18 protein-coding genes are annotated in these 20486 nt (G+C 60.9%); 14 read left to right on the top strand and 4 right to left on the bottom strand.

Going from position 1 to position 20486, the window contains the following annotated elements:
• Positions 1 to 27 precede the first annotated feature (27 nt).
• Positions 28 to 399 carry a hypothetical protein gene (locus AGR13A_RS23290; RefSeq protein ID WP_080839846.1) on the bottom strand — a complete coding sequence of 124 codons (372 nt, stop codon included), beginning with the start codon at positions 397 to 399 and terminating at the stop codon, positions 28 to 30.
• Positions 400 to 775: 376 nt separating this feature from the next.
• On the opposite strand from AGR13A_RS23290, the gene AGR13A_RS23285 reads away from it, so the two are divergent.
• From AGR13A_RS23285 to AGR13A_RS23235, 11 genes are all read left to right on the top strand, one after another.
• Positions 776 to 1948 carry an ABC transporter substrate-binding protein gene (locus tag AGR13A_RS23285; RefSeq protein ID WP_003519825.1) on the top strand — a complete coding sequence of 391 codons (1173 nt, stop codon included), beginning with the start codon at positions 776 to 778 and terminating at the stop codon, positions 1946 to 1948.
• A 90-nt stretch (positions 1949 to 2038) separates the two neighbouring features.
• Positions 2039 to 2902 carry a branched-chain amino acid ABC transporter permease gene (locus AGR13A_RS23280; protein ID WP_003519826.1) on the top strand — a complete coding sequence of 288 codons (864 nt, stop codon included), beginning with the start codon at positions 2039 to 2041 and terminating at the stop codon, positions 2900 to 2902.
• A 1-nt stretch (position 2903) separates the two neighbouring features.
• Positions 2904 to 3911 (top strand): branched-chain amino acid ABC transporter permease, encoded by a 1008-nt coding sequence (locus AGR13A_RS23275; RefSeq protein WP_080839844.1) that lies wholly within the window; start codon positions 2904 to 2906, stop codon positions 3909 to 3911.
• A complete protein-coding gene (locus AGR13A_RS23270; RefSeq protein WP_020809643.1) occupies positions 3908 to 4672 on the top strand; it encodes an ABC transporter ATP-binding protein in 765 nt (254 codons plus the stop codon). The genes AGR13A_RS23275 and AGR13A_RS23270 overlap by 4 nt, the downstream gene beginning before the upstream one ends.
• Positions 4653 to 5369, top strand: a complete 717-nt coding sequence (locus tag AGR13A_RS23265; RefSeq protein WP_080839842.1) for an ABC transporter ATP-binding protein — start codon at positions 4653 to 4655, stop codon at positions 5367 to 5369. Before AGR13A_RS23270 ends, AGR13A_RS23265 begins: the two co-directional genes overlap by 20 nt.
• Before the next feature lie 271 nt (positions 5370 to 5640).
• Positions 5641 to 6456, top strand: coding sequence for a MurR/RpiR family transcriptional regulator (locus AGR13A_RS23260; protein WP_003519830.1), 816 nt, complete (start codon positions 5641 to 5643; stop codon positions 6454 to 6456).
• 208 nt (positions 6457 to 6664) lie between these two features.
• A complete protein-coding gene (locus AGR13A_RS23255; RefSeq protein ID WP_035226123.1) occupies positions 6665 to 8581 on the top strand; it encodes a bifunctional 5-dehydro-2-deoxygluconokinase/5-dehydro-2-deoxyphosphogluconate aldolase in 1917 nt (638 codons plus the stop codon).
• Positions 8578 to 10404: a 3D-(3,5/4)-trihydroxycyclohexane-1,2-dione acylhydrolase (decyclizing) gene (gene iolD / locus AGR13A_RS23250; protein WP_035226121.1), complete on the top strand. Its 1827-nt coding sequence runs from the start codon at positions 8578 to 8580 to the stop codon at positions 10402 to 10404. The genes AGR13A_RS23255 and iolD overlap by 4 nt, the downstream gene beginning before the upstream one ends.
• 1 nt (position 10405) lies before the next feature.
• Positions 10406 to 11314, top strand: a complete 909-nt coding sequence (gene iolE, locus AGR13A_RS23245; RefSeq protein WP_035226120.1) for a myo-inosose-2 dehydratase — start codon at positions 10406 to 10408, stop codon at positions 11312 to 11314.
• Positions 11315 to 11504: 190 nt separating this feature from the next.
• Positions 11505 to 12317 carry a 5-deoxy-glucuronate isomerase gene (iolB, locus tag AGR13A_RS23240; RefSeq protein WP_003519834.1) on the top strand — a complete coding sequence of 271 codons (813 nt, stop codon included), beginning with the start codon at positions 11505 to 11507 and terminating at the stop codon, positions 12315 to 12317.
• A gap of 238 nt (positions 12318 to 12555) precedes the next feature.
• Positions 12556 to 13683 (top strand): Gfo/Idh/MocA family protein, encoded by a 1128-nt coding sequence (locus AGR13A_RS23235; protein WP_035226118.1) that lies wholly within the window; start codon positions 12556 to 12558, stop codon positions 13681 to 13683.
• A 162-nt stretch (positions 13684 to 13845) separates the two neighbouring features.
• On the opposite strand, the gene AGR13A_RS23230 is transcribed toward AGR13A_RS23235, so the two are convergent.
• The 3 genes from AGR13A_RS23230 to AGR13A_RS23220 form a co-directional block, all read right to left on the bottom strand.
• A complete protein-coding gene (locus AGR13A_RS23230; protein WP_035226316.1) occupies positions 13846 to 14808 on the bottom strand; it encodes a 2-hydroxyacid dehydrogenase in 963 nt (320 codons plus the stop codon).
• Positions 14809 to 15164: 356 nt separating this feature from the next.
• Positions 15165 to 16187, bottom strand: coding sequence for a LacI family DNA-binding transcriptional regulator (locus tag AGR13A_RS23225; protein ID WP_003499171.1), 1023 nt, complete (start codon positions 16185 to 16187; stop codon positions 15165 to 15167).
• A gap of 131 nt (positions 16188 to 16318) precedes the next feature.
• Positions 16319 to 16828: a MarR family winged helix-turn-helix transcriptional regulator gene (locus AGR13A_RS23220; protein ID WP_035226111.1), complete on the bottom strand. Its 510-nt coding sequence runs from the start codon at positions 16826 to 16828 to the stop codon at positions 16319 to 16321.
• Positions 16829 to 16907: 79 nt separating this feature from the next.
• On the opposite strand from AGR13A_RS23220, the gene AGR13A_RS23215 reads away from it, so the two are divergent.
• From AGR13A_RS23215 to AGR13A_RS23200, 3 genes are all read left to right on the top strand, one after another.
• Positions 16908 to 17708: a creatininase family protein gene (locus AGR13A_RS23215; protein ID WP_080839840.1), complete on the top strand. Its 801-nt coding sequence runs from the start codon at positions 16908 to 16910 to the stop codon at positions 17706 to 17708.
• 113 nt (positions 17709 to 17821) lie between these two features.
• Positions 17822 to 18937 (top strand): CobW family GTP-binding protein, encoded by a 1116-nt coding sequence (locus tag AGR13A_RS23210; RefSeq protein WP_035263252.1) that lies wholly within the window; start codon positions 17822 to 17824, stop codon positions 18935 to 18937.
• A gap of 485 nt (positions 18938 to 19422) precedes the next feature.
• On the top strand, positions 19423 to 20415 hold the full coding sequence (locus AGR13A_RS23200) for a WD40 repeat domain-containing protein (RefSeq protein ID WP_035226313.1): 993 nt from the start codon (positions 19423 to 19425) through the stop codon (positions 20413 to 20415).
• The last annotated feature ends 71 nt before the right edge of the window (positions 20416 to 20486 follow it).

The following is a 20486-nucleotide window of genomic DNA, read 5'->3' as shown; positions in this document are numbered from 1 at the left end:
TATTGCAGGCCGCCCTCGATGGGCGGCCTATTTTCCCGCCGTGCCGGCGAGTTTTTGGTCCCGCTGCTTCTGCAAAAGCCTCTTGCCCTTGCTCAGAATATGCATATTGGCGGCATCAAGCTTGTTGTACCCGGCCTGAATAATATCGAGATCGGCAACGTGACCGATTGCTGCCAGCTCATGCATCACGTCGCCAATAGCGACATCCACACTCGGCTTTTGCAGGTTGATCACATCCTCCACCGCAGCGTGCATGCCTTGCGCGTCTCCGCCCATGACGTGATACAGCGCCAGCGCCTTGCGAAGAAATGCTTCGCGGCGCTCGATCTTGTTGTTGAGTATACTTTCGCCAACGCGATCTCGCATCAACTCAACAACTCTATTTTGATATTCGCCCATCAGACACCAAATAAAGTTCACAATATGCTTGGCGAGGCTACAAACAATCCCCTTAGAACTGGTTAAGGCACGAGGCTTGCGCGGGTATGACCGTCATTTTCGAAACATGCACAAAAGCTGGTTTTCATGAGGAAGCATTTCGATACCACGTGCCGCGAAAACACCGGTCGTGATGGTTGCGGCGGCGCTATACATTGAGAATCACGGGATGATCACTATTGTGCGATCTCGCATGAGACAAACCCTGCGGGACGGGTATTGATAACCGTCAGGTTATTTATCACCCCCCTTATTTCATTTTACTTTGGCCACCGCACTCATCAATCTGGCAGCCTGGATCGGTGGATGGGAGCCACGGATCAATTGGGAGGAATTCATGAAATTACGGATCACCGCCGCCATCGCGGCCATCTGCTTCAGTACTGCCGCTTATGCCGAGACCATCAAGGTCGGCGTGGTCGGTCCGTTCTCCGGCCCCTTCGCGCTGCAGGGCAAGAACTTCAAGGCCGGCATCGATGCCTGGTTCGCCCTGCATGGAAACAAGGTCGGCGATGACACGGTCGAGGTCGTCTATCGCGATGTGCCGCAGGCCGATCCGGCGCAGTCCAAGGCGCTGGCGCAGGAGCTGGTGGTCAAGGAAGGCGTGCAATATCTCGCCGGCTTCTATTTCACCCCGGATGCGATGGCCGTCACGCCTCTGCTGAAGCAGGGCAACGTACCAATGGTCATCATGAATGCCGCAACTTCAGCCATCGTGACCAAGAGCCCCTATGTGGTGCGCACCTCGTTCACCACCTGGCAGACCTCCACCCCCATCGCCAAAGTGGCCTTTGATGGCGGCGTGAAGAAGGTCATTTCGCTGGTCAGCGATTATGGCCCGGGCGTCGATGCCGAGAACGCCTTCAAGGCGGCCTTTACCGCCGCCGGCGGCGAGGTTGTCGAAAGCATCCGCATGCCGCTTTCCACCAATGATTTCAGTCCGATCATGCAGCGCGTGAAGGATTCGGGCGCGCAAGGCGTCTTCGCCTTCCTGCCGTCTGGCCCGACCACGCTCGGTTTCGTCAAGGCCTTCAACGATAACGGCCTGAAATCCGCAGGCGTCAAGCTCTTCGCACCGGGCGATCTGACGCAGGAATCCGACCTGCCGGCGCTTGGCGAAGCCGCACTCGGCATGCAGACGACCTTCCACTACGCCGTCTCGCATGATTCCCCTGAGAACAAGACCTTCGTGGAAGCCGCCGCCAAGGCGATCGGCAATCCGAAAGAACTCTCCTTCCCTTCCGTCGGCGCCTTTGACGGCATGTATGTCATCAGCAAGATGATCGAGGCCACCGGCGGCAAACAGGATGCCGAAAAGGCAGTGGACGCGGTGAAGGGTCTTTCCTGGACAAGCCCGCGCGGCCCTGTCAGCATCGATCCGGAAAGCCGCCACATCACGCAGAACATCTATCTGCGCGAAGTGGCCAAGGGCGATGACGGCAATTATTACAACAAGGAAGTCCAGACCTTCGAAAAACAGGGCGATCCGGGCCTCGCCGCCGCGAAGTAACGGCAGCTTTTAAAAGACGTTGTCGGGCCGCCAATAGCGGCCCGTCTCCGGCCCGGATGGGCATTGCAGCACCGGGAGGAGCTTTTCAGCATGCAGACGGTCTTCAGCATCCTTGTCGATGCGCTTGCCTATGGCATGGTCCTGTTCATCATCTCCATCGGCCTTTCGGTGACGATGGGGCTGATGCGGGTGGTCAATCTGGCGCATGGCGCCTTCGCCATGATCGGCGGTTACCTCGCCTCCTATGCCGCCCATGGCCTCGGTCTCGGTTATGCCGTGGCGATCCTCGTCGCCATCGTCGGCACCATCGTCATTGCCATTCCGCTTGAGCGTTTCCTCTATCGCCGCATCTATGGCGCGCCGGAGCTGACGCAGGTGCTGATGACCATCGGCATCACCTTCTGCATCATCGGCATCGCCAATTTCGTCTTCGGCCCGACGCTGAAGACCATTCCGCTGCCGCAGCAGCTGGCCGGCCCCACCGATCTCGGCTTCCGCACCATCGCCACGCATCGAATCTTCGCCATTGCCTGCGGTCTGGCTGTTGCCGGCGCGCTGTGGTTCACCTTCGAAAAGACCGCCTTCGGCATCAAGCTGCGCGCTGCTGTCGATAATGCCGCCATGGCGGCCGCACTCGGCGTGCGCACCGAAGTCATCTATGCCGTCAGCTTCGCCATCGCCGTCGGCCTTGCCGCCATGGGCGGCGTCATCGGCGCGGAATTGCTGCCGGTCGAACCCTATTATGCGCTGCGCTACATGGTGACCTTCCTCGTGGTGGTCTCGGTCGGCGGCGCGGGCTCCATTCCCGGCGCGCTGATCGCCTGTCTGCTGCTCGGCGCCATCGACACGACCGGGCGTTACCTCGCGCCCGAATATGGCGAATTCTTCTTTTACCTGGCGGTCATCGTGATCATCACGCTGTTCCCGCGCGGCCTTCTCGGAAGGGCGAAATGAGATGGCGGTGCTCATGAACGACGTGACTGAAACGGCAGAGATCCCGAAGGCGCGCTCACCGCTGCGCACGCTTGCGGGGCCGCTCCTCATCATTATCGCCGCCATTGCCGGTTATTACCTGTTTCCGGATAATCTGGCGCTTCTGACCCGCATCATCGCCATTGCGCTGCTCGTGCTGTCGATCGATCTCGTCACCGGTTATTGCGGCGTCGCCACGCTTGGCCATGCCGCGCTCTTCGGCGCGGGCGCCTATGCCGCCGGCATTGCCGCCGCCCATTTCGAGATTACCGATCCGCTGCTGATGACCGTGATCGGCGCGGCTGCGGGCGGCGTTGCCGGGCTGGTCTCCGGTACGGTGCTGTTGCGCGCCCACGGCTTGCCGCAGCTCGTTCTTTCCATCGCCGTCATCCACCTGTTCCATGAGGCTGCCAACAAGGCGTCCGGCTTGACGGGCGGCAGCGACGGTCTTGCCGGCGTCTCCCCGGACGCGCTGTTCGGCACCTTCGAATTCGATCTTTTCGGCCGCACCGCCTATATTTACGGCGTCTGTCTGCTGCTCGTCGTCTTCCTCGCCCTCAGGGTCGTGGCCAACTCGCCCTTCGGCATGTTGTGCCGCGGCGTCAAGCAGGACAGCATCCGCATTCAGGCCATGGGCGGCGCTGTCAACGGCACGATTTTGAAGATGTTCGTCATATCGGGCATCGTCGCCGGCATTGGCGGTGCGCTGAATGCCATCTCCACCCAGGTCGTCGGCCTCGACAGCCTCAGCTTCACGCTTTCGGCCGAAGCGCTGGTCATGCTGGTGCTCGGCGGCGCGGGTTCGCTTTACGGCGCGCTGATCGGCACCGTCACCTTCATGTGGTTCGAAGATGTCGTTTCCGCCGCCAATCCGTTCCACTGGCTCACCATTGTCGGCCTGCTGCTGATTGCCGTCGTGCTGTTTGCGCCGCGCGGGCTTTATGGCGCGGGTGAGCAGATCATTGCGCGCATCCGTGGAGGTCGCAAATGAGCGCCATTTTCGAAGTCTCCGGCCTCAAGAAGAATTTCGGCGGCCTCGTCGTCACCAACAATGTCTCGCTGTCGCTGTCGCCGGGAGATCGCACGGTGCTGATCGGCCCCAATGGCGCCGGCAAGACCACCTTCGTCAATCTCGTCACCGGCAATATCAAGCCCTCGGCCGGCACGGTGCGCATCGCCGGCGAGGACGTGACCGGCCTCAGCGCCAGCCAGCGGGTGAAGCGCGGCCTCGTCCGCTCCTTCCAGGTCACAAGGCTGTTTCAGGACATGACGCCGGAGGAACATGTGGCGCTTGCCATTCTCCAGCGCGAAGGCAAGACGGGCCGGATTTTCGGCCGTTACCGCGCCATGCCTGCGGTCATGAGCGAAGCCCGCGACATTCTCGGTACGCTTGGTCTTCTCGCACTTGCCGAAACAAAGGTGCGCGAAATCGCCTATGGCCAGCAGCGGCTGATCGAGATCGCGCTTGCCATGGCGCTTCGCCCGAAAATCCTGCTGCTGGACGAACCGGCCGCCGGCGTGCCTTCCACGGAAACCGCGCGCATCGAACAGGCGCTCGACCGGCTGCCGGCCGACCTCGCGATCCTGATGATCGAGCACGACATGGATCTGGTCTTCCGTTTTGCCAAACGTGTGGTGGTGCTCGCCGCAGGCGCCGTCATCTTCGACGGTTCGCCTGAAGACGTCACCAGCAATGCGGAAGTCCGCCAAGCTTATCTGGGAAGTTACGCCGATGCCCGCAGCGCCGCTTGAAATCGTCAACCTCACCGCCGGTTATGGCCCCACCCGCGTCATCGAGGGCCTGTCGCTTTCCGTGCCGTCGGGCTCGCGTTTTGCCGTCCTCGGCCGCAACGGCGTCGGCAAGACCAGCCTCTTCGCTACGCTGGCCGGCCAGACGAAACGCTTTGCCGGCGATATCCGCATCGGCGGCCAGGACATCGCCGCTTTGCCGAGCGCCGCCCGCGCCAAAGCCGGCCTCGGCTACGTGCCGCAGACGCGAGATGTTTTCCCGACACTCACCGTTGAGGAAAACCTCTTCGTCGGCCTCAAGACCCGGCCGAAATCGGCCATCGAGGAAGCCTACACGCTGTTTCCGCGCCTCAAAGAGCGCCGCCGCAATCTCGGCTCGCAACTCTCCGGCGGCGAACAGCAAATGCTCTCCACCGCCCGCACGATTCTCGGCCAGCCACGCGTGCTGCTTCTCGACGAACCGCTCGAAGGCCTCGCCCCCGTCATCTGCGAGGAGCTGATGGCTGCCTTTTCCAAACTCGCCCAATCCGGTGAAATGACCATTCTTCTCGTCGAACAGCGCATCCAGATGGCCATCGACTTCGCCGACCACGCCATCATCATGGAACGCGGCCGCATCGTCTTGGAAGGGCCCTCCAGCGAACTTGCGGAGAACCCGGATATTGTCGATACGCATCTCGGGGTTGGCGGGCTGCACTGAGCCAAAGCATCGCCGTTGCGCGGTCATATATATAATCTCCGTCATACCGGCCTTGAGCCGGTATCCAGCCACCCCAAATCCTTGGGGTGAAAAGACTCTTTGCGCCGTGCAGACGCGCGCCGACTGGATTCCGGCTCAAGGCCGGAATGGACGTTGACCGATCACACAAAGCCCCCGCCGTCTCATTTGCCCTTCCTCAAAAAACCCAATGGAATAAAAATTCCACTGGAGTTAAAGTGCACACGATTTCAGTCTGCACAAAGGAACGACAATGACGGCAATCGAGGCGCCAGAATCCGTAAAGGCTTTTGAGGAGCGGCTGCTCCAGGTCGCGGAGGGTTTGCCGAAACGATTGCGGCAATGCGCCGATTATGTCGCCTCCAATCAGGATCGCATCGCCGTTTCCACCGTCGCTGAAATGGCGGAAGGGGCTGGCGTGCAGCCCTCGGCCTTCATGCGTTTTTGCCAGATCATGGGCTTTTCCGGCTTTTCGGAAATGCAGCGGCTGTTCCGTGATTCTTATGTCGGCGGCTGGCCGGATTATGCCACGCGGCTCGACCATCTGCGGGAAAAGGGCGATGAAAGTGCATCCGGCCTGCTTGCGGAATTCGTGGAAGCCGGCCGTTCCTCGCTGGAAATGCTGCTGAAATCGGTCGATACCCGCCAGCTTGACGAGGCGGTTTCGGCGCTGGCGAAGGCGCGCACCGTGCATATCATCGGTCTGCGGCGCTCCTTCCCCATTGCCAGCTATCTCGCTTACGCCTTCGAGAAGATGAAGGTGCCGGCGGTTCTGCACAGTGCGGTCGGAGGGCTCGGCAATATCAGCGCCATTTCCCGTGACGATGCGCTGATCGCGATCACCTTTTCTCCCTATTCCGCCGAAACGCTGGAGCTGGCGGAAAACGCCCGCGCCAATGGTATTCCGGTCGTGGCCCTTTCCGATTCCGCCGTCAATCCGCTGCGCAAATCCGGCGCGACGCTGCTGACCGTCACCGAGATCGATTTCGGCGCGTTCCGCTCGCTTTCCGCCACGCTCTGTCTGGCCATTACGCTGGCCGTGGCTGTGGGAACTCGCAAAACAGCCTGAATATTTTTATTGAAAACGGAAAAAATAGAATTTATGATCCAAATCCATGAAACGGGCATTCCATAATCGTCCGTCTCGTGACGAACGAAAATGAGCGGAGGAGGCTCATCGGAGCGGGACGGCGAAAGACGCGGGCGATCGTCGCCTGAATGCCGCTCCAGACATGTGAGGCAGACCGTACCGAGGTGCGGTGCTAAGGAGGAACCTTTTGAAAAAACTTGATCTCATCACGATCGGGCGCTCGTCTGTCGATCTGTACGGTTCGCAGGTCGGCGGCCGTCTGGAGGACATGGCCTCCTTTGCCAAATATATCGGCGGCTCTCCCACCAATATCGCAGCCGGCGCTGCCCGCCTCGGGCTCAACAGCGCCGTCATCACCCGTGTCGGCGATGAGCATATGGGCCGCTTCATCCGCGAACAGCTGGTGCGCGAAGGCGTTGATGTGCGCGGCGTAAAGACCGATCCGGAGCGGCTGACCGCGCTGGTACTGCTCGGCATTCGCGACCAGAACCAGTTCCCGCTGATCTTCTACCGCGAAAACTGCGCCGACATGGCGCTCAGCGAAGACGATATCGATCCCGCCTTCATTGCCGAGGCAGGCTGCGTCTGCGCCACCGGCACGCATCTGTCGCATCCGAAGACGGAAGCGGCCGTGCTGAAGGCGCTGAAACTCGCCCGCGAAAATGGCGCAAAGACCGCGCTCGATATCGATTACCGCCCCAATCTCTGGGGTGTGGCCGGCCATGGCGATGGCGAGAGCCGTTTCGTCGAATCGCAGAAGGTCACCGCCAAGCTGCAATCCACCCTGCATCTCTTCGACCTGATCGTCGGTACCGAGGAAGAGTTCCACATTGCCGGCGGCTCCACCGATACGCTGACCGCGCTGAACGCCGTACGCAAGGTTTCGAATGCGACGCTGGTGTGCAAGCGCGGCCCGATGGGTGCTTCGGTTTTCGCCGGTGAAATTCCTTCCAGCCTCGATGATGGCGAGACGGGCGAAGGTTTCCCGATCGAGGTCTTCAATGTTCTGGGTGCGGGCGATGGCTTCATGGCCGGGCTGTTCCGCGGCTGGCTGCGCGGTGAAGACTGGCCGACGACGCTGAAATACGCCAATGCCTGTGGCGCTTTCGCCGTCTCCCGCCATGGCTGCACGCCCGCTTATCCAAGCTGGGAAGAGTTGCAATATTTCTTCAAGGCCGGCATTCGCAACAAGGCGCTGCGCAAGGACGAGGCGCTGGAGCAGGTGCACTGGTCAACCAACCGCAAGGGCGACTGGGACACGATGCGCGTCTTCGCCTTCGACCACCGCATGCAGCTGGAAGCCATCGCCGACGAGCTTGGCGTCAAGCACGAGCAGATCGGCGCTTTCAAGAAACTCTGCCTTCAGGCTGCGCAGCATGTTGCCGGCGACAGGCCGGGTTACGGCATTCTCTGCGACGGCCGCCTTGGCCGTGACGCCCTGTTTGCCGCCAGCGGCTCGGGCCTGTGGATCGGTCGCCCGGTGGAATGGCCGGGTTCGCGCCCGCTGACGCTGGAACCCGATCTCGGCAAGGATTTCGGCGGTCTTTCCGAATGGCCGCTTGAAAATGTCGTCAAGGTTCTGTGTTTCTATCATCCCGACGATACGGATGAGATGCGCGCCGCGCAGGAAGAGACGGTCATGCGTCTGTTCCAGGCGACACGCCGCAACCGGCTGGAAATGCTGCTGGAGGTCATTCCCTCCAAGGTCGGCCCGACCGACGATTTAACCGCCGCCCGCATCATCGAACGCTTTTACGAGATCGGGGTCTATCCCGACTGGTGGAAGCTGGAGCCGATGAAGACCCGTGCTGCGTGGAAAAACGCCTGCGACGCGGTGCATCGCAACGATCCTTACGTGCGGGGCATCGTCGTTCTCGGTCTCGACGCACCGCAAAGCGAGCTGGAGGAGAGCTTCCGCCTTGCCGCCGGTTTCGATCTGGTCAAAGGTTTCGCCGTTGGCCGCACGATTTTCGCGGATGCCGCCCGCAGCTGGCTCGGTGGCAAGATGACCGATGAGGAAGCGGTAAAGGATATGGCGCAGCGCTATACCAGCCTGTGCCGCATTTGGGATGAGGCGCGCGCCAAAAAGGGAGAGGCAGCGTGAAGACAATCAGAATGACGGCTGCGCAGGCCATGGTTCGTTACCTGGCAGCGCAGATGAATGAACACGGCGAAACCTATATCGCCGGCATGTGGGCCATTTTCGGCCATGGCAATGTCGCCGGCATCGGCGAAGCGCTTTATGGTATCCGCGACGAACTTCCGACCTATCGCGGCCAGAACGAGCAGTCCATGGCCCATGCGGCTATTGCCTATTCGAAGCAGCTGCGTCGCCGCCGCGCCATGGCGGTCACCTCCTCCATCGGCCCGGGTGCCGCCAATATGGTAACGGCGGCTGCCCTTGCGCATGTCAACCGCCTGCCGGTACTGTTGATCCCCGGCGACGTCTTCGCCAATCGCGGCCCGGACCCGGTGCTGCAGCAGCTGGAAGATTTCGGCGACGGCACGATGACGGTGAATGACTGCTTCCGCCCGGTCAGCCGTTATTTCGACCGCATCATGCGGCCGGAACAGTTGCTGACAGCGCTTCCCCGCGCCATGCGCACCATGACGGACCCGGCCGATTGCGGCCCGGTCACGCTCGCCTTCTGCCAGGATGTGCAGGCGGAAGCCTATGATTACCCCGAGAGCTTCTTCGAAAAGCGGGTCTGGCGTCAGCGCCGCCCGGAACCGGACGTGGTGGAATTCGATGAAGCCGTCGCTGCGCTCAAGGCGGCGAAGAACCCCATCATCGTTGCCGGTGGCGGCGTACATTTTGCCGGCGCAACCGAAACCCTGAAGCGCTTTGCCGAAACCCACTCCATTCCGGTCGTCGAAACGCAGGCCGGCAAATCGGCTCTGGCGTGGGATCACGATCTCAATTTCGGTCCTGTCGGCGTCACCGGTGCGGAAAGCGCCAATATCATCAGCGAAAAGGCCGATCTGGTCTTCGGTGTCGGCACCCGTTTTCAGGATTTCACCACCGGCTCCTGGGCCCTGTTCAAGAACCCCAACCGCAAGATCCTGGCGCTCAACGTGCAGCCCTATGACAGCGCCAAGCACGATGCGATCAGCCTGACGGCGGATGCGAAGATCGGACTTGAGAAACTCTCCGCAGCGCTTGGCAGCCACCGTTTTGCGGCGCCGGATGCCGGTCTCAAGGCTGCATGGTTTAAAAAGGCCGATGCCGATACGGCAGCGCCGGGCGAGGACAATGCCAACAGCCTGCCCACCGACATGCAGGTCATCGGCGCGGTGCAGCGCCAGTCGCGTGACAATACCGTCGTCATGTGCGCGGCCGGCACCATGCCGGGCGAGCTTCACCAGCTGTGGAAATCCAAGCTGCCGCTCTCCTATCACATGGAATACGGCTTCTCCTGCATGGGTTATGAAGTGGCCGGCGGCCTCGGCATCAAGATGGCGGAACCGGACCGGGACGTGATCGTCATGGTCGGCGACGGCTCCTACATGATGATGAATTCCGAGCTTGCGACCTCGGTTGCCATGGGCGTGAAGATCACGCTCGTCATCACCGACAACAGGGGTTACGGCTGCATCAACCGGCTGCAGATGGAAACCGGCGGCGCGGAGTTCAACAACCTCTACGCCCACACCAACGTCAACCCGATCGCCATCGATTTCGTGGCCCATGCCGGCTCGATGGGGGCGGATGCGCGCAAGGTTTCCACCATAAGCGAGCTGGAAGAGGCGCTTGCCGCAGCCCGCGCCTCCAGCCGCACCACCGTCATCGTTATCGATACCGACCCTTACCCGACCCCGCAGGCCGGCGGTCACTGGTGGGATGTCGCGGTGCCTGAAACCTCTGATCGCGCTGAAGTCGCCGATGCGCGCGCCCGTTATGAAAACCATCTCAAGGAAAGACAGTAAGATGATCCGTTACGGAACCAACCCGATTGCCTGGTCCAACGACGACGACCGCACGCTGGGCGCGCATATCAGCCTCGAACAATGCCTCGATGAAACCGCCAAGATCGGTTTCGACGGCATCGAGAAGGGCCACAAGTTCCCGACGGAGCCGGAAGGCCTGAAGGGCGTGCTTTCGCCGCGCGGCCTCTCCTTCGTCTCCGGCTGGCATTCGCTGAACCTTCTGACCGACGACATCGAATCCGAAAAGAAGGCGATGCAGCCGGCGCTTGACCTGCTGAAAGTCATGGGCTCGAAGGTTATCATCGTCTGCGAGACCTCCAATGCCATCCATGGCGATGACAACAAGGCGCTGGTCGACCGTCCGCGCCTTGCGGCCGGGGACTGGGCGAAATTCGGCGCGGGCGTCGAGGCGCTGGCCGTCTTTGCCGCAGAACAGGGTATCACCCTCGTTTATCACCACCACATGGGAACGGTGGTCGAGAGCGAAGAGGAAATCGACCTCCTGATGAAGCACACCGGTCCGAAGACGCATCTGTTGCTCGATACCGGCCATTGCCTGTTCGGCGGCGGCGATCCCGTGCGCGTTGCGCAGAAATATATGGGTCGCGTCGGCCATATCCATGCCAAGAACGTGCGCCCTGCCATTGCCGATCAGGTTCGGGGTGAGCGGCTCTCCTTCCTCGAAGGCGTGCGCCGCGGCGTGTTCACCGTTCCCGGCGACAGCGAAGGCGGCGTGAACTTCCCGCCGGTGCTGAAGGTGGCGGCCGAGCATGGTTACAGCGGCTGGCTGGTGATCGAGGCCGAACAGGACCCGGATGTCCGCAACCCGTTCGAATATCAGAGCCTCGGGCTGAAATCGCTGAAGGCTTTTGCGCGCGAAGCAGGGCTGGACAAGGCTCAGGCTGCTTGAGCTGGACCGACAGCGGGCGGCACACCCCGCCCGTCATACCGGCCTTGAGCCGGTATCCAGCCAGCCCAAGTCCTTGGGCTGAAAAGAGTTGTCCCCGCCGCGCGGACGCGCGTCGGCTGGACCCCGGCTCAAGGCCGGGGTGACGAGACGGCAAGAACCAACGAACGACTGACCAAAAAGGAACACCACCATGACCTCACTTCTGCGCAAGCCGGTCGCGACCAGCGGCAAGGTGCACGATATCACGCCCCAAAGCGCGGATTGGGGTTATGTAGGTTTCGGCCTTTACCGCCTGAAGCCGGGCGAGACGGCGGCGGAAAACACCGGCGATACCGAAGTCATCCTCGTGCTGGTCGAAGGCAAGGCGACGATTTCCGCAGGCGGGAAGGATTTCGGTGAACTCGGCGACCGCATGAATGTGTTCGAGCGTAAGCCGCCGCATTGTGTCTACGTGCCCGCAGGCTCCGAATGGTCGCTGACCGCCACGACCGATTGCACCGTCGGCGTCTGCACCGCACCCGGCGAAAAAGGCAGCCGCGAGGCGCAGCAGATCGGTCCCAATGGCGTGCAGCTGACGGAGCGTGGCAAGGGCGCCAATACGCGTTACATCTTCCCCATCGCCATGGAAGAACGCGATGTGGCCGACAGCCTGCTGGTAACGGAAGTCTTCACGCCGTCGGGCAACTGGTCGTCCTATCCGCCGCACCGGCATGATGAGGATAACTACCCTGATATGACCTATCTGGAGGAGACCTATTATCATCGCCTCAACCCGGCGCAGGGTTTCGGTTTCCAGCGCGTCTTCACCGAAGATGGTTCGCTGGACGAAACCATGGCGGTGTCGGACGGCGATGTCGTGCTGGTGCCCAAGGGCCACCACCCCTGCGGCGCGCCCTATGGTTATGAGATGTATTATCTGAACGTGATGGCCGGGCCGATGCGCAAATGGCGTTTCAAGAACCACCCGGATCATGACTGGATTTTTAAGCGGGATAATCCGTAAGGCATTTCAGGCAAACACCGCCGCCTCCTCATCCCTGTGCCTGTCACAGGGATCCAGCCAGCCCAAGTCCTTGGGCTGAAAGGAGTCTTTCCGTCGCGCGAGAGCCGCGTCGGCTGGATTCCTGTGACAGGCACAGGAATGAGGGAGTGCGCGAAGACACGTCTTGAGATTATCTTCGCACACAACAAACGCAATTAACGAATTGATTTTATTCCAATAATTTCGGGAGGAGAATACCATGTCCGCTCTTGGCGTGGGCCTTATCGGCACCGGTTACATGGGCAAATGCCACGCTCTGGCGTGGAACAATGTCACCAGCGTCTTCGGCGATGTGGAGCGTCCCCGCCTCGTGACGCTCGCGGAAGTCAATCACGAGCTTGCCGCGAAGAAAGCCGCCGAGTTCGGCTTTGCCCGCTCGACAGGCAGCTGGCGCGACCTGCTTTCCGATCCCGAGATCGACGTCATCTCGGTCACCACGCCCAACGCCTTCCACCCGGAAATGGCGATTGCCGCCCTTGAGGCCGGCAAACATGTCTGGTGTGAAAAGCCGATGGCGCCCGCCTTTGCCGACGCGGTGAAGATGCGCGATGCGGCCCGCCGTTCCGGCAAGGCAGCGGCGATGGGGTATAATTACATCCAGAACCCCGTCATCCGCCATATCCGCCGCCTGATCGACGAAGGCGCGATTGGCAACGTCTATCATGTCCGCGCTGAAATGGACGAGGACTTCATGGCGGATGCCACCCAGCCCTTCTACTGGAAGAGCGAAGCCTCCTCCGGTTATGGCGCGCTGGATGATTTCGCCGTGCACCCGCTGTCTCTGCTCTTCGCCCTTTTCGGTCATGCCGAAAGCGCCATCACCGACATGGTGAAGCCTTATGAGACCCGCCCGCTTGCCGGCGGCGGCGACCGCGCCGTCGAGACGCATGATCTCGCCAGCGTGCTTCTGAAGCTAGAAGGCGGCATTTCCGCCGTGCTCATCGCCAACCGTTCCGCCTGGGGCCGTAAGGGCCGCATTGCCATCCAGATTTACGGCTCCACCGGCTCGATCCTGTTCGATCAGGAGCGGATGAACGAGTTCCAGCTTTACACCACGGATGGACGCCCGGAGGAACAGGGTTTCCGAACCATCCTCACGGCGCCGCACCACAAGCCCTATGACCGCTTCATCCCCGCCCCCGGCCACGGTCTCGGCTTCAACGATCTGAAGGTGATCGAATGCCGGGAACTGATCGCGGCAATCGAGGGGAAAAAGGCCCATATCATCGATTTCGAGGAAGGGCTGAAGATCGAGCGCAGCATCCACGCCATGGCCCGGTCGTTTGCCGAAGGGCGCTGGGTGGGAAGCGCGGAGATTGCGGAATAGAACGCCCACAAAGGGCGAAAACGTCTCCTCCGTCATGCCGGACTTGATCCGGCATCCAGCCACGGCGCGTCTGCGCCGTGACAGGAGTCTTTTATGATCAGAGACTTGATCATGCTGGACCCCGGATCAAGTCCGGGGTGACGGTGCGTGGAGGTTCCGACCTCACCCCTTGACCGGCGTTTCCGGCACCGGCGTCAGCACCTTGCCGTCCTTGAACCAGCCGAGAATATTGTCAGCCACCAGATCGGCCATGGCGTTGCGCGTCGGGATCGAGGCAGAGGCGACATGCGGCAGCAGGGAGACATTCGGCAGCGACAGGAAGGCTTCCGGCACCTTCGGCTCGGCATAAAACACATCGAGACCGGCAGCACCCACAGCACCGCTCTTAAGCGCCTGCAGAAGCGCATCCTCATCGACGCTGGAACCGCGCCCGACATTGATGAACACGCCCTGAGCCCCAAGCGCCGTCAGAATTTCAGTATTGATCGCCTTATGCGTTTCCGGCGTGCCGGGCACGATGCAGATCAGGATATCGACGGCTTCCGCCATCTCCTTCAGCGAGCCGTAATAGGTATAGGAGAGACCGTCCCGCTTGCTGCGGGTGTGGTATCCGATTTCCACTTTGAAGGGCTCTAGCCGCTTGGCGATTTCCTGGCCGATTCGGCCCATGCCGAAAAGGCCGACCTTGCGGCCGCGCAGCGAAAACGGCGAGAGCGCGAACGGGCCTTCGCCAACCCATTTTCCGTCACGCAGCCAGGTCTCGGCCTGATAAAGACGGCGCACGGTGTTGATCAAAAGCGCAATCGTCGTATCGGCCACTTCGTCGTTCAGCACATCGGGCGTATTGGTCACCACGATGTTGCGCGTGGCGGCATGTTTGGCGTCGACGCCGTCATAACCCACGCCGAAATTGGCGATGATCTCGAGCTTCGGCAGCGCATCGATCCATTTAGCGTTGACGACGCCGGAAACGGCGATGGCATTGACGCGCTCGGCTGCACCCTCAGGCAGAACCGGCTCGGCACCGGCAGGCACAGTCACGATCTCGACCTTGCCTTCGAGGCGTTCGAGAACACGCGGGTTTATCTTGCCGGGAACGAGAACGACGGCCTTTTTGTCAGACATGAGCGGATATTCCTCCTGATAACATTCCAATAGCCGGAGCAGGTTTCAGGCGAACCTTTCGCCATCCCGCTCCTCTGGGCGGCGATCCTTTCAAACAAAGACGGCCGTGAAAAGGGCAATAAGGGGATGCTATGGGGCCAGACGGAAGTTTCATGCCGATTTTTTGCGCCCCATTTCCGTCATGCCGGACTTGATCCGGCATCCAGCCAGCCCAAGTCCTTGGGCTTAGAGAGTCTTTTCACCGCGTCGACACGCGGTGGCTGGATTCCGGCTCAAGGCCGGAATGACGGAAGAAGGGAACATCGCGAACAACCAGAAACATACAGCCTGCCGCATCCATGCTCCCGGGCGATATACTACACCCGCGGCCGCACCGGCCCGGTCGATTGCCGGATGCGCATTTCCGGCTTGATGAGGTGAATGCCGTCAGGCTCGTGGCTGCCCGCCAGCCTGTCCAGCAATGCGCGGGCCGCCAAGCGCCCCACCTCGGCCTGACCGTTGGAAACGGTGGTCAGCGCCGGCGTGGCAATCGCCGCCTCTTCCAGATCGTCATAGCCGGTGACGGAAATATCGACACCCGGCACCAGACCGGCGCGGGAAATGCCGTTCATGAGACCGATGGCGACGAGATCGTTCCAGCAGACGGCGGCCGTCGGCTTCTGCGGCAGGGAGAGGAAATGCACAGCCGCCTCGAAACCGCCCTGTTTGGAGCGCGGGCCGGGAATGCGCAGGTTCGGATCAACCTCGATGCCCGCCTTGCGCAGCGCGTTGACATAACCCTGGTAACGGTCGCGGCCGGTCGAGGTCTGGTCAGTGCCGCCAACCATGGCGATGGTGCGGTGGCCGAGGCTGATAAGGTGGTTGGTGGCGAGCGAAATGCCATAGCTGTCGTCGCCGCGATAGGTCGGCATGTCGACGCCATCCAGGGAACGGGCCACCAGAATGGCGGGCATGCCGTTTTCCTCGGCCAGCGTCATATCCTCGATCGGCGTGCCGATGGCCGGCGACATGATGATGCCGTCCGAGCCGAGCTGCAGCAGCGTTTCGATGAAGGTGCGCTGCTTTTCCACCGAATCGTAATGGTTGGAAAGAATGAAGGTCTGCCGGCTGCGGTCCAGCTCGCTTTCGATGGCTTTGAGAATTTCGCCATAGAAGGGGTTCATCACATCGTGGAACACCACGCCGACAATACCGGAACGAGAGGTGCGCAGGCTGGCCGCCCGGCGGTTGTAGATGTAACCCAGCGCCCGCGCCTGTTCCTTGATCTTGTCGCGCGTGTCGGAGGCAACCAGCGGACTGTCACGCAAGGCTAGGGAAATGGTGGCGGTCGAAAGGCCGAGGCTTTCGGCAATCGTGGACAGTTTGACCTTTTGGGCCACGGCATTCCTCCCAAACGCATGTCGTTGACGACGTATCTGTTTAAATTGCAATTAAACAATTTAAACAAAATCCGCAACCCGTTTAAGAGATACCCACAAAACAGAGTTTTATTTTTAAAAATTTCAACAAATTATTGAAGATTGGTGTCGATCGCCTTGAGAAGTTTAACCACGGTGCGCACATCCTTGGCCGAAAGCCCCTCAATGGCGCGGGCGCCGCAATTGGCAATCGAGACATTGATATGTTCGACGCTTTTCAGGCCGGCTTCCGTCAGCTTCACAAGCGTCACGCGGCCATCCTCGTCGTCACCGCTGCGTTCCACGAAGCCCTGGGCCTCCATGCGGCCGATGGTGCGCGTCATGGTGGGCGCCTTGACACCGAGTTTCTGGGCGATCTGCCCTGGCGTGAGGCTGCCTTCCTGCGCCAGCGCCAGGATAACGCCGTCTTGGCCCGCATAAAGCCCGCTTTCAGCAAGGCTGTGGCTCAGCGCCGTGCGCATGGAGCGGGCGGCCTGGGTGATGGATTGCGCCAGTTCCTCAGGGTTGAAATTCTCATCCCTTTTTTTGGCGTCCTTTATTTTCTTGCCACTCTTTTCCTTCTTGGCGCCCTTGTCCTTATGCCCAGTTTTATCCTTGCTCATATGCGAGTGCCTTTTACCCTGTGGCGGAACCGATATATGTTGCTGGAAATCCTTACCGAATGCACGCGCGGACTGCCAGATGCCAAACTCATACACGCATTATCACGACGAAAACGTAACAGACCCGCATCTTCGCGCAACAGCTGCAATTTCCGTGCTGCCGCTCGGCGCACATGAACAGCATGGGCCGCACCTGCCGTTCGAGACCGATACGCTGATTGCCGAAGGCATCGCCGCCCGTCTCGCCGCCGCCCTGCCCGCTCACCTGCCCGTCTCCTTCCTGCCTGTGGAACCGGTCGGCTATTCCATCGAACACATGAATGTGCCGGGTACGAAAACGCTGCGTTACGATGAGGCCATCGAGCGCTGGCTCGGCATCGCCGAGGCGGAATATAAAAAGGGCGTGCGCAAATTCATGATGCTGAACGCCCATGGCGGCAATTCACCGCTGATGACCATTGTCGCCACGGAGGCCCGCGCCCGTTTCGGCATGCTGGCGGTTGCGACAAGCTGGACCCGCTTCGGCGTGCCGGCGGATATCGTGAAGCCGGAGGACAAGGCGGTCGACATCCATGGCGGCGATATCGAAACATCGGTCATGCTGGCGCTTCACCCCGAACGCGTGGCGATGCAGAAGGCCGCAAACTTTCCCTCCCGCCAGAGCGATTTCGCCAGCCGCTTCAAACATCTGCGCGCCTATGGCCCACATGCCTTCGGCTGGCTGATGAGCGATCTGAACCCCGACGGCGTTGCCGGAAACGCCGCCGCCGCGACAGCGGAAAAGGGCGAAAGGCTGATTTCCCACGCCGTAAAAGGCCTTGTCGAACTGCTTGAAGATATCCACGCTTTTGACATAACGTTATTTCATAACAAAATTTGAGTGCCATGGCCGAATTCGGCCAAAATCTCTTTGAACTGCCAGGACGTCGCGCCTATATGGACGACGACACATCTTCCTGAGGCCCGACGGCCTCTCTCCACGCGGGGTTTTCCATGACCGAAACAGCTATAGCCAAGCCCATTCCAGTCACCGTCCTGACAGGATATCTCGGCGCCGGCAAAACGACGCTTCTCAACCGCATTCTCTCCGAGAACCACGGCAAGAAATACGCTGTCATCGTCAATGAATTCGGCGAGATCGGCATCGACAACGATCTGATCGTCGAGTCCGATGAAGAAATCTATGAGATGAACAATGGCTGCGTGTGCTGCACGGTGCGCGGCGACCTGATCCGCGTCGTGGAAGGCCTGATGCGCCGGCCCGGCCGTTTCGACGGCATCATCGTCGAGACGACAGGCCTTGCCGATCCCGTTCCCGTCGCCCAGACCTTCTTCATGGATGACGACGTGCGCGCCAAGACCGAGCTTGACGCCGTCGTTGCCCTCGTTGACGCCAAGCATCTGCCGCTGCGCCTGAAGGACAGCCGCGAGGCCGAAGACCAGATCGCCTTTGCCGATGTCGTCGTCGTCAACAAGACCGATCTCGTTTCGCCGGAGGAAGTCGCCCGCATCGAGGATATCGTGCGCGCCATCAATCCTTCCGCGCGCATCTACAAGACCACCCGGTCCGGCGTCGATCTTGCCCGGGTTCTCGATCAGGGCGCCTTCAATCTGGAGCGCGCGCTGGAAAACGATCCGCATTTCCTCGAGCACGGCCATGAGGATCATGTCTGCGGCCCTGATTGCGACCACAATCACGATCACGGCCACCATCATCACGACCATGACCACGATCACGGGCATCATCACCACGATCATGACCATGGCCACGATCATCACCACCATGGCGCGGTTTCACCGATCCATGACGTGACGGTGCAGTCGGTCTCGCTGCGCGGCGGCGAAATGAACCCCGAGCGGTTCTTCCCGTGGATCCAGAAGGTCACCCAGACCGACGGCCCGAACATTCTGCGCCTCAAGGGCATCATCGCCTTCAAGGGCGATGCGGAACGTTACGTGGTGCAGGGCGTGCACATGATCATCGAGGGCGACCACCAGCGCCCGTGGAAGGAAGACGAAAAACGCGAAAGCCGCCTCGTCTTCATCGGCCGCGAACTGGATCGTGAGAAGCTGGAAAAGAGCTTCAACGCCTGCCTTGCTACGGCCTGATCCTTATCCCTCCGTCACCCCGGCTCTGAGCCGGGGTACGGCTGCGTCCGTCATCCACCCGACGCGCGTTCTTCGACACCGTACACGGCAGTTGAAAATCATTGACACTCCGGCGCTCCGGGCTCACCCCCCTCTGTCCTGCCGGACATCTCCCCCTCAAGGGGGGAGATCGGCAAGAGGCTTTCTCGCCGCTTCATTCTCGACCGTCGAGAGGTGCGAAACCTCGCCAAGGAACGATCTCCCCCCTTGAGGGGGAGATGTCCGGCAGGACAGAGGGGGGTGAGCCCGGAGCGCCGGAGTGTCAATGATTTTCAACTGCCGTATAGGGTGGTTCCTCGACGACAAAACGGTCTATCTACTTGATTTCACGAATCGTCCGAACGTAAAAGCGGTTCCGCTTTTGCCGGAAATGCTTTAGAACCATGCCTGCCGCCGGGGTCGACATCGTCGCCCCATCCGACACAGATACGAAAGACCGATGCCCCATGCCGACTGTTGCCCCGCTTGATATCGAAGGCCACGTGGTCTCGACCCATTTTCTCGGCGACATTCCCCTGTTTGCCACCGCCGCCGGCACCATTCACCGGCTGGATGGCGGCGAGAAGGTGACTGAGGCGCATGACGGGCTTCTGACCTGCGTGCGCGACCCCTATAGCGCCACGCTGCTTTCCGGCGGCGAGGACGGCCGTGTGCTGCGCATCGGTCATGATGGCAGCATCGGCGAGATCGCCAACGTGCCACGCAAATGGGTGGGCGTCGTCGCCGGCGGGCCGCAGAAGGCTGTCGCTTATGGCGTCGGCAAATCCAGTTTCGTCCGGCTGTCGGACGGCACGGTCAAGGAATTCAAGGAAGAGCGCACGGTGGAGGCCATCGCCTTCGCGCCAAAGGGCCTGCGCATTGCGGTGGCCCGTTATAACGGTGTGACGCTGCACTGGGTGGCAACATCAGGCGATCCCGTCGATCTGGAATGGAAGGGTGCGCATACCGGCGTCACCTTCTCGCCCGATGGCAAGTTCCTCGTCACCACCATGCAGGAAAACGCCCTGCACGGCTGGAAGATGGAAGCCACCAAGGGCGGCATGGAAGCCCGCCACATGCGCATGACGGGTTATCCCGCCAAGGTCAAATCGATTTCCTGGTCGGCAAAAGGCAAATGGCTCGCCTCTTCCGGCGCACCGGCCGCCATCGTCTGGCCATTTGCCGGCAAGGACGGCCCGATGGGCAAGGCTCCGGAAGAACTGGGCAGCCGCGCCAACATCATGGTCACCAATGTCGCCTTCCACCCTGTGGAAGATGTGCTCGCCATCGGCTTCATCGACGGCATGATCCTCGGTGTGAGGCTCGCGGACGGCAAGGAAGCCCTGCTGCGCCGCCCCGGCAAGGGCGCCATCACCAGCATGGACTGGAGCGCCACCGGCAAGCTGCTCGCCTTCGCCTCGGAAGCGGGCGATTGCGGGATCATCGATATTTCGGCTTGAGGGATGACGGGTAAAGCACCCGTCACCCCGGACTTGGGCCGGGGTCCAGTGCGATCAGGTCCCTGACCGCG

This window comes from Agrobacterium genomosp. 13 str. CFBP 6927 (genome assembly GCA_900012615.1).
In the GTDB taxonomy this organism is placed as follows: domain Bacteria; phylum Pseudomonadota; class Alphaproteobacteria; order Rhizobiales; family Rhizobiaceae; genus Agrobacterium.
Note: the sequence above shows the minus strand (reverse complement) of the source record. Positions and strands in the feature narration are given on the sequence as shown.

Bases quoted from the DNA above. Each gene is read 5' to 3' on its own strand.
- AGR13A_RS23290 (WP_080839846.1), bottom strand. From the start codon at position 399: ATGGGCGAATATCAAAATAGAGTTGTTGAGTTGATGCGAGATCGCGTT.
- AGR13A_RS23285 (WP_003519825.1), top strand. From the start codon at position 776: ATGAAATTACGGATCACCGCCGCCATCGCGGCCATCTGCTTCAGTACT.
- AGR13A_RS23280 (WP_003519826.1), top strand. From the start codon at position 2,039: ATGCAGACGGTCTTCAGCATCCTTGTCGATGCGCTTGCCTATGGCATG.
- AGR13A_RS23275 (WP_080839844.1), top strand. From the start codon at position 2,904: ATGGCGGTGCTCATGAACGACGTGACTGAAACGGCAGAGATCCCGAAG.
- AGR13A_RS23270 (WP_020809643.1), top strand. From the start codon at position 3,908: ATGAGCGCCATTTTCGAAGTCTCCGGCCTCAAGAAGAATTTCGGCGGC.
- AGR13A_RS23265 (WP_080839842.1), top strand. From the start codon at position 4,653: ATGCCCGCAGCGCCGCTTGAAATCGTCAACCTCACCGCCGGTTATGGC.
- AGR13A_RS23260 (WP_003519830.1), top strand. From the start codon at position 5,641: ATGACGGCAATCGAGGCGCCAGAATCCGTAAAGGCTTTTGAGGAGCGG.
- iolE (WP_035226120.1), top strand. From the start codon at position 10,406: ATGATCCGTTACGGAACCAACCCGATTGCCTGGTCCAACGACGACGAC.
- iolB (WP_003519834.1), top strand. From the start codon at position 11,505: ATGACCTCACTTCTGCGCAAGCCGGTCGCGACCAGCGGCAAGGTGCAC.
- AGR13A_RS23235 (WP_035226118.1), top strand. From the start codon at position 12,556: ATGTCCGCTCTTGGCGTGGGCCTTATCGGCACCGGTTACATGGGCAAA.
- AGR13A_RS23230 (WP_035226316.1), bottom strand. From the start codon at position 14,808: ATGTCTGACAAAAAGGCCGTCGTTCTCGTTCCCGGCAAGATAAACCCG.
- AGR13A_RS23220 (WP_035226111.1), bottom strand. From the start codon at position 16,828: ATGAGCAAGGATAAAACTGGGCATAAGGACAAGGGCGCCAAGAAGGAA.
- AGR13A_RS23215 (WP_080839840.1), top strand. From the start codon at position 16,908: ATGCCAAACTCATACACGCATTATCACGACGAAAACGTAACAGACCCG.
- AGR13A_RS23210 (WP_035263252.1), top strand. From the start codon at position 17,822: ATGACCGAAACAGCTATAGCCAAGCCCATTCCAGTCACCGTCCTGACA.
- AGR13A_RS23200 (WP_035226313.1), top strand. From the start codon at position 19,423: ATGCCGACTGTTGCCCCGCTTGATATCGAAGGCCACGTGGTCTCGACC.